This window comes from Gilliamella sp. wkB195, from assembly GCF_001690445.1.
Lineage (GTDB): Bacteria > Pseudomonadota > Gammaproteobacteria > Enterobacterales > Orbaceae > Gilliamella > Gilliamella apicola_E.
The window spans coordinates 46,939-58,948 of the sequence record NZ_LZGP01000030.1 but is presented as its reverse complement, the minus strand read 5'-3'; the positions used below and the strand labels follow the sequence as shown (position 1 = coordinate 58,948).

Annotated in this window: 7 protein-coding genes; 4 read left to right on the top strand and 3 right to left on the bottom strand. The window is 37.7% G+C overall.

The window, feature by feature from the left end; genetic code table 11:
• The first annotated feature begins 658 nt into the window (after nucleotides 1–658).
• Nucleotides 659–1,807 carry a hypothetical protein gene (locus tag A9G08_RS07870; RefSeq protein ID WP_065563156.1) on the top strand — a complete coding sequence of 383 codons (1,149 nt, stop codon included), beginning with the start codon at nucleotides 659–661 and terminating at the stop codon, nucleotides 1,805–1,807.
• Between the two features lie 313 nt (nucleotides 1,808–2,120).
• Complete coding sequence (locus A9G08_RS07865) at nucleotides 2,121–3,302, top strand: sugar efflux transporter (RefSeq protein WP_065563155.1); 1,182 nt, start codon at nucleotides 2,121–2,123, stop codon at nucleotides 3,300–3,302.
• Between the two features lie 54 nt (nucleotides 3,303–3,356).
• On the opposite strand, the gene surE is transcribed toward A9G08_RS07865, so the two are convergent.
• On the bottom strand, nucleotides 3,357–4,133 hold the full coding sequence (gene surE, locus A9G08_RS07860) for a 5'/3'-nucleotidase SurE (protein WP_065563154.1): 777 nt from the start codon (nucleotides 4,131–4,133) through the stop codon (nucleotides 3,357–3,359).
• Between the two features lie 23 nt (nucleotides 4,134–4,156).
• Complete coding sequence (gene ypfJ, locus A9G08_RS07855; protein WP_065563153.1) at nucleotides 4,157–5,005, bottom strand: KPN_02809 family neutral zinc metallopeptidase; 849 nt, start codon at nucleotides 5,003–5,005, stop codon at nucleotides 4,157–4,159.
• A 272-nt stretch (nucleotides 5,006–5,277) separates the two neighbouring features.
• Here ypfJ and proP point away from each other — a divergent pair, with 272 nt between their 5' ends.
• Nucleotides 5,278–6,756: a glycine betaine/L-proline transporter ProP gene (gene proP / locus A9G08_RS07850; protein WP_065563152.1), complete on the top strand. Its 1,479-nt coding sequence runs from the start codon at nucleotides 5,278–5,280 to the stop codon at nucleotides 6,754–6,756.
• A gap of 792 nt (nucleotides 6,757–7,548) precedes the next feature.
• Nucleotides 7,549–9,255 carry a D-lactate dehydrogenase gene (gene dld / locus A9G08_RS07840; protein WP_065563150.1) on the top strand — a complete coding sequence of 569 codons (1,707 nt, stop codon included), beginning with the start codon at nucleotides 7,549–7,551 and terminating at the stop codon, nucleotides 9,253–9,255.
• 58 nt (nucleotides 9,256–9,313) lie between these two features.
• On the opposite strand, the gene mutS is transcribed toward dld, so the two are convergent.
• The gene (mutS, locus tag A9G08_RS07835; RefSeq protein ID WP_065563149.1) at nucleotides 9,314–11,866 is read right to left on the bottom strand and encodes a DNA mismatch repair protein MutS; all 2,553 of its coding nucleotides are present in this window, start codon (nucleotides 11,864–11,866) and stop codon (nucleotides 9,314–9,316) included.
• Between the last annotated feature and the right edge of the window lie 144 nt (nucleotides 11,867–12,010).

Sequence of the window (12,010 nt, the reverse complement as noted above, 5' to 3'; positions counted from 1 at the left end):
TTCAAGGATCAATAAGCTTAATTTTAAAAAATTGTAATGATGATATATTCAATTAAAACAGAATATAACCGGTTATTTTTTAGATCCTTTTCAGATCCTCTTTACGAAAATTAACGTAATTGAGTGAAAAAAAAGTGTTGCATCGTGTTTTTCCAATCACTATACTTTTTATACGGTTTTAGTTAAGTGACCAGAAATTGAGTATTAAGTATAAAATTCCAAATAAATCAGAAAATTACTTGACAGGATTGTCGAAAATGTTTTATAATTTCCAACAGGCAACAGGCAACAGGCAACTTGGCCAACCTCTAATTTAAATTCGTCTAAGTTCAGCTTCCAACGTTCATTTTACACCGAGATTTATTTTTCCTCGCAATTATGTGGAATTCTGCGAATTATCGCGCGATCCGCTTTTCGATCCTCTTATTTTTTTAAATTATCTTGGTGGTTTTTTTTAGGTTCGGTTATTTTACATCCTTTTTCTAGCTTCGCATTAACTTCACAGACTACAAAAAATCCGATTCAAGGTAGCGCGCCTTATTTAACCTTTGATGGTGGTCGTACTCGTGCTGTTGATACTAATGCTCTGCTTGGGATTACGTTATCTAATGGTGTTAAATACACGCCTTCAACTAATACTTCCTTTACAACGCCAATCGTGTTGCCTGTTGCAGGTCAAAGTTTTGCTGATATTGGTATGTTGGTTCCAGCTTATACTAATTCAGTTGCTTTAAATTCTCTAATCGGTCCGCCTTATAATTATTGGGGAGATGATGATGGAGATACTGACGTTACCGCTACTGGTAGTTTAAGTTTATCTATCGTTGATAAATATAATCAGCCCGTCACACGTCATACTGTTCCAGATATTTGTAAGGCGCCTTATCAGGTTAAATTAACCAGCACTGACGGTACATTGAGTACTCGTTATGGCGTTCCAAGGAGTCGTAGTTTCAGCGCAAGTAATGTTACTTATTATATCAATCCACAAGCAAGGGCTGTGGTTTGTTTTGCTAGACCTAATTTAAAGTATTTTTTAATTAATGAACGTGATTATTCTAATGAAGTCCGTGGTCCTGCTTCTATTTGGAATGAAAATAAGGGCTTTTTAACTCAATCAACTAATCCGTCATCTTATGGTTTAAATTTTCCGACTACTGGCGCTAACAATTTGTATTTTGACTTAGACATTGCTGGTAGTAATGAGGCTTTATCTTGGGCTCCTGTTTCACATGAAGGCATCACTGCTACTATGACAAATTCATCAAGAACAGGTGTTCGAGTTACATTAACACGTTACGGTTTAAATAGTCTATTTAGACCATCTTTACCCCAGACTTTTGAATTAGTTGGTCGTGACGGTCGTGGTAATGAAGTTGTTAAGTATGGTTTTGTGTTAAAGCAGTGGTTCTATACCTATGATAAACGTTATACTTATGATAAAGCATTATCTGGCTGTAGTGACCTACGTTTACGTTTAGCTACGGTTAAAGATTTAACTAATGCCTCTTGTAATGGGTTAAATGTTAATAGTGGGTGTATAAGAGCAGTCGGCGCAACACCTTCATCACCGAATAATTACTTTCAGCGTATAATTGGCGCAGGATTCTTTAGTGAGTGGGGTTCAATGAGCCTATATTCTAAAGCTGCTTTTGGCATAGATGGCTACTGGACTAGTGAGGGAATAGAGCATATGTTACCGGGAAAAAGCCGTAAATATACTGTTAATCCAAATAATGGCTCGGTAGGTGCTTCTCTCTTTTCATCGAATTACCTTACTGGTCTGATGGTTTGTGTCTGGCCTTAGCTTTTTTATTTTTTGAAAGAGGGAATAGGGACCAGGAACTATAGTGTTAAAAAGTATAGCTTACTTGAAGAGTCAACGATGAAATGCGATTTTGTAGAGATGCTTGAATTACTTGATATGTGGATTAAATTCTAGACGTTTTAAAAAAAAGTTGAGGAGTGGGGTTTTTAAGCCTTAAATCTACCATTTATTATTACATTTATAGTATTAATGTTGATGGATTGTTTAAAAAGCCTTTATTTAAATACGCCTATATTCCCACTAATTTTAGGGGTATAATTGATGCACTTAATTTCATGGTAAATCGGCTTTTATGACTTCTTCATTCCTTCGAAAATCGGGTGTTGTTTTTGGTGCTTTTTTAGTGGCGACCTTTATTATTGGGGTGGCGGGTGCTTTGCAATCACCTACTTTAAGTCGTTTTTTATCGTTTGAAGTTGGCGCTGACCCTCGCTTAGTGGGGGCGTTTTATTCGATTAATGCGTTAGCCAGTATTATTGGTAGTTATCTGTTAGCTAAGTATTCAGACAATAAGGGTGATAGGCGTAAGATTGTTATTTTTTGTTGTTTGATGGGGTTGGCAAATAGTCTGACTTTTGCCTTTTCACGCAACTATTATGTCTTAATTACTTTGGGCGTATTTTTTGCTGCGTTAGCGTCTGCCGCGATGCCACAGATTTTTGCTATGGCGCGTGAGTATGCAGAAAAGAGTGGACGTAATGCGGTTGCCTTTAATTCTCTGATTCGTGCACAGTTGTCATTAGCGTGGGTGATTGGCCCCCCATTATCTTTTGCTTTGGCGATCAAGTACGGTTTTACCATCATGTATTTGTGTGCAATGTCGATGTTTATTATTTCGATGATTGTGGTAGCAATCTATTTACCACCCATTGAAAAAAAGGTTATCAGTTCGTTTACTGCTAATGAGTTAGCGGTGGCAAACCAATCAATTTTTACTAATCGTAATGTCATGTGTTTGCTAATTTCTACCATTTTTATGTGGACCGCTAATATGATGTATATCATCGATATGCCGATTTATGTAAAAACGGTTCTGCACTTATCTGATTCATTACCTGGTGGGTTGATGGGGTTAGCGGCAGGGATTGAAATTCCTATTATGATTATTGCGGGTTATTTGGTCCCCGTGTTAGGTAAGCGAAATCTATTTTTTATCGCTATAATTTGCGGAATTTTATTTTATATTGGGATGATTCTGTTTAAAGATTCAACCATGTTATATGTGTTGCAACTTTTTAATGGGCTGTTTATTGGGATTGTTGCTAACATTGGTATTATCTATTTCCAAGATTTGCTACCAACTCGTATGGGCGTGGCTTCAACGCTATTTAATAATGGTATTATTTGCAGTGTCATTTTAGCTGGTATCATTCAAGGTTTTGTTTCACAAGCTTACGGGCATGAAGTGATTTATTGGATTGGTTTAGTGATGGTGACGATTTCGTTTTTATTCTGTGCTTTAGTGAAGAAATAATTTATTTACGTCTTCCTGAGTGATTTAGGAAGACGTATAGACAATATCTAAGTTTTATACTTTAAACGTTGCTTTTATTTTTTGATATAACGAGTAATTAGTACGTTCATAATTTAACGGTGTAATAGCAATATAACCATCATTAGCTGCATCAAGCTCTTTGTCGATATCAACCTTTACACTTTGGTTACGTTTAGCTCTAAACCAAAAGTAGTCATGACCTTCTGGATCTTGAGTTTCTGCAATAACAAATTGGCTTACATCCGGCTCGCCCTGTTTTGTGATTTTTATCCCTTTTATTTGATCGGCTTGGCAATTAGGGAAGTTGATATTGAAGCAAGTCTTATCTGAAAGGGGGTAGAGTTGTCTGATTATCGATTCAGCAAGATGAGTTGAACAGTGCCAATTGGTTGGTGTGTTATCTTCACTGCTGACTTGACTTAGCGCCATGGCTGGCACGCCTAGCGTCATTGCCATCATTGCTGCCCCCACTGTGCCCGATAATATTGTTTCAAATCCCAAATTAGATCCATTATTAATTCCTGACAGCACGAGATCGGGTAATTGATTAGCCATTAGTGATTTTATGGCAAATAGTGAGCAGTCAGCCGGGGTGCCGTAGACTGCGTATTCTGTATTGCTACGTTTTTGAACGCGAAATGGCGACTTTAAACTAACTGAACAAGAAACGCCACTTTGATCAACAACAGGTGCGACAATCCAAACTTCGTTTGCTATGTTTTCAGCCACGCTTTTTAAAATCTGAATTCCAGGGGCATCAATGCCATCATCATTGACTAAAAGTACTCGGTTGACTAATTTTTTTGACATATTGGTTCCTTTTTTATATTTCCTTATTGAATAAATGTATTGCACTGATCCATAGACCCACTGTCATAACCACGTTTAAACCATGTATAGCGTTGTTTTGATGTACCATGAGTAAAGCTATCAGGAACAATATAACCATTATTTTGTTGTAGGCGATCATCGCCAATTGCTTGCACAGTATTTAGGGCTTGCTCAATATCACCCGTGTCTAAAATATTTTTTACGCCATTGCCCCATAATCCCGCATAACAGTCAGCTTGTAATTCAAGTTTGACCGACAATTGGTTACGGATTAGTGTAGATTGATTTTGCGATAATTGTTCAACTTTATTAAATGTGCCAAGTAAATTCTGTACATGGTGCCCAACTTCGTGTGCAATAACATAACCTTGTGCAAAGTCACCTCCGCCACCTAGGCGTCTTTTCATCTCTTGATAAAATGATAAGTCAAGATAAACCGTTTTATCGAGATTGCAATAGAATGGTCCCATCATGGCTTGCCCGGTGCCACACATGGTTTGGGTTGCTCCGTTATAGAGTACAAGTTTAGGGGGAATATAGGTTTTGCCTAATTTTTGGAATTGTTCGCGCCAGAAATCTTCGGTACTTGCTAATATTACTGAAGTAAATTTATCTGCATCGTTAGGTTGGGTGTTGTCAATCTGGCTTGTTGATGTGGAATCATCCAAATCAATCACATTGCTGTCGAGCAAACCAGTTAAATCAACGCCATAGTAGCCTGCCACTAATACAACAACAAATAAAACAATTTTACCTTTACCACCAATTGGGATGCGTGTCCCAATATCACTTCCTGATTGTGAGCGGCGATCTTCAATGTTATCACTCTCTCTTTGGTCTCTCCATCTCATAGGGAATACCTCATCAGTTTTGGTAACATCATTCTAAAGGATAATAGATGAGGTTACTAGCACTACTCATCATAAAAAGAGGATGTGATAAATGGGTTATTTTTGCTTTTTTTAGGTATATAATTCTTACCTATACCGCATCAATTGAATAAGTAAAATTGGTGTGATTAAATTTAAAACCTCATCTGACTCGCATAATTTGATTTAGTTTATCTTTGGCATGGTAGCCGGTTATTTATTTTTATATTAATGAATTTTAAAGGCGGTACTTCATGGCACAATCGAATAATAAACCTTTGGATATTGATGATATCCCTATCATTAATGACAATCAGCTAAAAAAAGCCACTTGGGCATCGGCGTTTAGTAATGCTATTGAGTGGTATGATTTTGGGGTATACAGTTTTGTGGCGTATATTATTGGGCAGGTGTTTTTTCCTCATGTTTCACCTAGCGTGCAGATTATTGCTGCGTTATCGACTTTTTCTATTCCTTTTTTTGTTCGCCCTTTAGGGGGGATTATTTTTGGTTTAATTGGTGACAATATTGGTCGCCAAAAAGTGCTATCTATCACTTTAGTGATAATGTCGTTAAGCACATTTTGTATTGGGTTGATTCCAACTTATGAGACGATTGGTATCACTTCGCCTGTGTTGCTGTTGATTGTTAAATTAGCCCAAGGGTTTTCAATCGGTGGGGAATACTCTGGCTCAGCAACGGTAGTTGCCGAATATTCGCCCGATCGTAAACGTGGTTTTATTGGTGGATGGCTTGATTTTGGTTCAATGGTGGGTTTTATAATTGGTGCAGGGCTAGTGGTGTTTTTATCAATGTTACTCAGTCAATCAGCGCTATTTAGTTGGGGCTGGCGAATTCCGTTTTTAATAGCCTTACCGCTTGGGATCATTAGCTTTATCCTACATCATATTTCGGAAGAGACGCCAACTTTCCAACAACACCTTGAAGCCAGAGAGTCGCAAGATAAGGCTGAATCAACACTAAAAAAAGTTGTCGGTAAATATTGGCAGCATATTTTAATTTGTGCGGGGTTGGTTATTGTAACAAATGTCTCGTTTTATCTGTTGCTAACGTATATGCCGAGCTATTTAGCACATAATTTGAATTATGATACTGAACAAGGTTTGCTTATTATTATTGCGATTATGGTCGGTATGTTAATTATTCAACCTATTATCGGGTTATTAAGTGACAAGGTGGGTCGTAGACCTTTCATTTTAATTGGAAGTATTGGTTTATTGCTATTATCTTATCCTGCATTTATGTTAATTAATAGCCAACAAATACCTTTGGTTTTTTTAGGCGTATTTATTTTGGCCATGTTTATCAACTGTTTTACTGGGATCATTACCTCAATATTACCCGCAATGTTTCCAACTAATATTCGCTATAGCGCTATTGCAAGCATTTTCAATGTTGCCATTATTATTGCCGGGGTAACACCAACATTTGTGGCCTGGCTTGTTGAATCAAGTGGTAACTTATATATGCCCGCTTACTATTTAATGTTAGCAGGATTCATTGGTGTGATTACTGGGCTTGCTATGCATGAAACTGCAAATAAACCTTTACACGGCACTAATCCAACCGCAGCCAATCGAGACGAAGCGCAATCACTTCTATCTGAACATTTTGATTCCATTGAAGAGGAAGTTGAAGATATCGATGAGCAGATCGAGGCGCTACAAAATAAGCGACAAGAACTTGTCGATCAACATCCTAAATTGGATTAGTTAACTTTTTCCATTGCCTAAAATTAGTTTAATAAAGTTGAGGAAAGGGGGCTAAAGCTATTAAGCGCCCAACCTTTTACTGACTATTGGCTAAAATTGTTTAATATAAAATTATATTTTATACTGGATCGGTTTTTTAACTTAGTAGTAACGGCAAAGGAATGTTTAAAGTCACTTTTGAGCAATTTATTTATTTAAGGATTGTGGAATTAATCTTCGTATTGTTTTTTATAATGATTAATATACTCAATACTTTTGATGCCTATTTAAAAAAAAGAGAAAGTCAAAAGCGAAAGACGCCGAAAAACATATTCAAAACTGATGTTCCATTAATTAAGTCTGTACAAGAATTTAAAAAATTAAAAAAGAGTAAATGCCGTAAATTTAGTTTTCTGTGGAAGTGTTTCTATCGAATAAAGGGTTTCTTTAGAAAAAAAAGTTGAGGAGCGGGGTTTTTGAAATATTAAAATCGCTCATTTTTATATCTTTTCTAATATCAATCTGTGGTTATTTGATATAATTTTTTATACTAAACAAGTCTATTTTTAACTGGCTGTTCATCATTTTTTTATAAGCATTTTATTCAAAATTTATTCTAAACACGTTAACTTTTTGGTCTGCAAAATAGGTTAACTATTTTTTGCTTTTTTTTGATTATTTTTAGCTTTTTGTGTCAGTTTTGATATTTAGCGCTATAAAGTTTACTCCCCTCTTTTCAATAGATTATATTGGTTATAATATATCCAAAATTGGTTGAATTTACTTATAATAATTCAAAGAAGGGAAGATAAAATGGTTGCAAATAGTACATCAGATCTGATAACAAAATTAAAAAATATTGTTGGTGATAAATATACCTTAACTGATCCAAATCGGACTTTACCTTATCGTCAAGGTGCGCGTTTTGGTGTAGGTGATGCATTAGCTGTTGTTATTCCAGGCACGCTTTTAGAACAGTGGGAAGTTTTAAAGGCTTGTGTTGAGGCGGATGTGATTGTCATTACACAGTCTGCCAATACGGGGTTAACTGGTGGTTCTACTCCTGATGGTAATGATTATGACCGGCCAATAGTTATTGTTAGTACTCGAAGATTAGATGGGATTCAAGTAATTGAAGATGGTGATCAGGTGGTCTGTTTACCGGGTAGTACGTTATTCCATTTAGAAAAAGAGTTAAAAAAATATCACCGTGGTCCTCATTCTGTGATTGGCTCGTCTTGTATAGGAGCTTCGGTTTTAGGTGGCGTTTGCAACAATTCTGGCGGTGCTTTGATTCAACGTGGTCCTGCTTATACGCAAATGGCGGTATTTGCCCAGTTGGATGAGCAAGGTCAGCTACATTTAGTCAACCATTTAGGGATTGAATTAGGTGATACGCCAGAAGCAATTCTAGAAAATTTACAAAAACGTGCTTATACCGATAACGATGTTAACCCTAATGCAGGTTTAGGTCATGATCACCATTATTGTGATCATGTACGACAAATCGATGCTGATACACCCGCTCGATATAATGCCGATCCAAGTCGTCATTATGAAGCGTCAGGTAGTGCTGGTCGATTGATGGTTTTTGCGGTGCGGTTAGATACTTTTCCTTTAGAAGAAAAGACCGCGGTATTTTATATTGGAACTAATGATACCAACGAGCTGGATGATATTCGTCGTCATATTTTAGGAACTTTTAAGCATCTGCCAATTTCAGGTGAATATATTCATCGTGATGCGTTTGATATTGCAGCGGTATATGGCAAACATCTATTTTTAGCTATTCAGAAATTGGGTACCGATACGATCCCCCGTTTGTATGCGTTTAAGAATGTTGTCGATCGTATTGTGAGAAAAATCCCTTTCTTCCCTAACAGTTTTTCTGATTGGTTTGCGGTGAATGTGTGTAAGTTGTTACCTAAGCATTTGCCAAAATCGATGCGTGATTATCGTGATCGCTATGAGCATCATCTCATTTTGAAAATGTCTGATGACGGCATTGCCGAAGCTGAGGAATATTTGAAGGAGTATTTTGCAGATAATGAGAAACGTAGTGGTAGTTATTTCCGTTGTAATGATAAGGAAGCTGAGGCTGCTATGTTACACCGCTTTGCAACAGCCGGTGCTGCTACGGTTTATCGTAATGTTCATACTAAGACTGTCGAGGATTTGGTCGCTCTAGATATTGCTTTGCGTCGTAATGATAAGGAGTGGTTCGAAACGTTACCAGAAAGTATTAGTCAGCATTTTATTCATAAGCTGTATTATGGGCACTTTTTCTGTTCAGTGTTCCATCAAGACTATTTGGCTAAAAAAGAGACTGACTGTACTAAGATGAAAGAGGAGATGTTGGCGATACTTGATCAGCGTGGAGCACAATATCCGGCCGAACATAATGTTGGTCATTTGTATCATGCTAATTCTGATTTGAAAAATTTCTATCACGAGTTAGATCCAACTAATAGCTTTAATCCGGGTATTGGTAAAACATCTAAAAAGAAATTTTGGAAATGATTTAGAAACTAAACTGAACATTAAAACCGCCATTATTGAATTAATGGCGGTTTTTTATTTAGAGTAATTTTTTTAGTTGATAGATTGCTTCTAACGCTTGTTTTGGCGTTAATGCATCTGGATCGAGCTGTTGTAGAGCTAGCTCGACTTCTGATGGTTCAGTATCACTGATCAAGGTCAGTTGTGAGCTTTCAATATGGCTGTCAGCTGTTGAGAGAACTTCTAGCTCTTTTAGCTTCTGTTTGGCTCGTTTTAATATCGTTTTAGGCACACCAGCTAATCCTGCCACAGCAATACCAAAGCTTTTGCTAGCTGCACCTCCGGATACTTCATGAATAAAAGCGACAGTATTGTCGTGTTCAATCGCGTCAAAATGGATGTTGTAGACACCTTGTATCTGTTGAGGTAGTTGCGTTAGTTCAAAATAGTGGGTTGCAAATAGCGTCATCGCTTTGATTTCGTTAGCCAAATTTTCAGCACATGCCCAAGCTAACGAGAGACCATCATAGGTTGATGTTCCTCGGCCAATTTCGTCCATTAAAACTAAGCTATTTGGTGTAGCGTTATGCATAATGTTAGCGGTTTCGGTCATTTCAACCATGAATGTAGAACGCCCAGATGCTAAATCATCAGATGCGCCAATACGGGTAAAGATACGATCAACCGGGCCTATTATTGCTTTCGAAGCTGGGACAAAGCTACCAATGTAAGCAAGTAAGACGATCAACGCTGCTTGGCGCATGTAGGTGCTTTTTCCGCCCATATTAGGACCAGTGATAATTAGCATTCTTCTATCTGATGATAGTGAGAGTGAGTTGGCGATAAATGGCTTTTGTAATACTTGCTCGATCACAACGTGCCGCCCATCTTTGATTTCAATCCCCGGTTTGTTGGTTAATGTTGGGCATTGGTAGTTGAGCGTTAGGGATCGTTCAGCAAGATTAGTCAGGACATCAAGCTCGGCAATCGCATCCGCGCTGGTTTGCATATTAGCTAATTCTGGCATAAGTAGGTCGAACAGTTGTTCATAAAGCTGTTTTTCAAGTGCTAATGCACGACCTTTAGAGGTTAAGACTTTGTCTTCGTACTCTTTAAGCTCAGGAATGATGTAGCGTTCGACATTTTTAAGTGTTTGTCTTCGTGTATAGTGTATTGGCGCTAGGTGGCTTTGACCTCGGCTAATTTGGATGTAGTAACCATGTACTGCATTAAAGCCTACTTTTAAGGTGTCAATTCCTAAGCTTTCACGTTCTCGAATTTCAAGTTGTTCTAAGTAGTTAGTTGCACCATCTGCTAAATTGCGTAGTTCATCTAATTCTTGATGATAACCGGCAGCAATTACGCCTCCGTCTCGAATAATAACGGGTGGGGCTTCGACTATTGCACGATTTAAGATATCAGCAATTTGGTCAAACTGGTTAATTTTGGCGCGTAATGCAATTAGTGATGGCGCATTAAATTCGGATAGCTGTTGTTGTAGCGTTGGCAATAGGTTATAGGCATCGCGTAGGCGAGCGAAATCTCGTGGCCGAGCACTTCTTAATGCTAATCTTGCTAAAATTCGTTCAAGATCACCAATCTGTTTTAATAGCGGTTGTAGGTCGGTGATATGGTTTTGCAGTTCTTGAATTGCTAGCTGTCGGTTTTGTAATATTGCTAGATTACGGATTGGCGAATGCAGCCACCGTTTAAGCATTCGGCTACCCATTGCAGTTTGGGTTTTATCTAAGATATCAGCTACAGTATGTTCTGTTCCACCTGATAGGTTTTCGGTAATTTCTAAGTTTCTGCGAGTGGATGCATCGAGCACGACAAAATCAACTGGCGATTCTTTAACTATTGAGCGAATATGTGGCATGGCTGTGCGTTGGGTATCTTTTACGTATTGTAATAAACAGCCTGCTGCACATAATGCATAATGGCACTCTTCTACCCCATATCCAATTAAATCATTAGTTCCAAATTGTAAATTGAGTTGTTGTTTGGCGGTTTCGAGATCGAAGTCCCAAATTGGTCGCCGTCTTAATCCGTGACGATTTTCAATTAGGTTCATTGATTGAAAATCTTCTGGGTAGAGTAACTCAACTGGGTTAGTTCGCTGTAATTCTGCTTGGATAGCTTCTGGATTATCGCATTCAAATACAAAAAAACGGCCTGAACTTATGTCTAAAGTGGCGTAACCAAAGTGCTCTTTTTGTTGCCATATGCACGCGAGTAAGTTGTCTTTACGATCTTCTAATAGTGATTCATCACTCACTGTGCCTGGTGTAACAATTCGAACAATTTTACGTTCAACGGGTCCTTTGCTGGTTGCAGGATCACCAATTTGCTCACAAATTGCTACTGATTCGCCTAGCGATATAAGTTTAGCTAAGTAGCTTTCAACTGCATGATAAGGCACGCCAGCCATAGGAATTGGCTGTCCATTTGATGAGCCTCGTTTAGTCAGCGATATATCTAAGAGTTGCGAACCACGTTTGGCATCATCATAAAACATCTCATAAAAATCACCCATTCGATAAAACAGTAAAATATCCGGATTTTCAGCTTTCAATTTTAGGTATTGTCGCATCATTGGTGTGTGGTCGGTGAGGTTGTCGTATTCGGTCATATTATTAATTCTTTTTTATCTAAAACTCTGGCGATTATTATCTCTAACCTTGCTTGTATTTTGTACAATCTTCGATTTTGCTCTTTAAGTAACCCTGTTTTTAAAATGCTAAAAATTGGTTCAACTTATTATTTTATTCGATAT

What these genes read in the sequence shown, in the direction of transcription:
- A9G08_RS07865 (WP_065563155.1), top strand. Translation starts at nt 2,121, where the DNA reads ATGACTTCTTCATTCCTTCGAAAATCGGGTGTTGTTTTTGGTGCTTTT.
- surE (WP_065563154.1), bottom strand. Translation starts at nt 4,133, where the DNA reads ATGTCAAAAAAATTAGTCAACCGAGTACTTTTAGTCAATGATGATGGC.
- ypfJ (WP_065563153.1), bottom strand. Translation starts at nt 5,005, where the DNA reads ATGAGATGGAGAGACCAAAGAGAGAGTGATAACATTGAAGATCGCCGC.
- proP (WP_065563152.1), top strand. Translation starts at nt 5,278, where the DNA reads ATGGCACAATCGAATAATAAACCTTTGGATATTGATGATATCCCTATC.
- dld (WP_065563150.1), top strand. Translation starts at nt 7,549, where the DNA reads ATGGTTGCAAATAGTACATCAGATCTGATAACAAAATTAAAAAATATT.
- mutS (WP_065563149.1), bottom strand. Translation starts at nt 11,866, where the DNA reads ATGACCGAATACGACAACCTCACCGACCACACACCAATGATGCGACAA.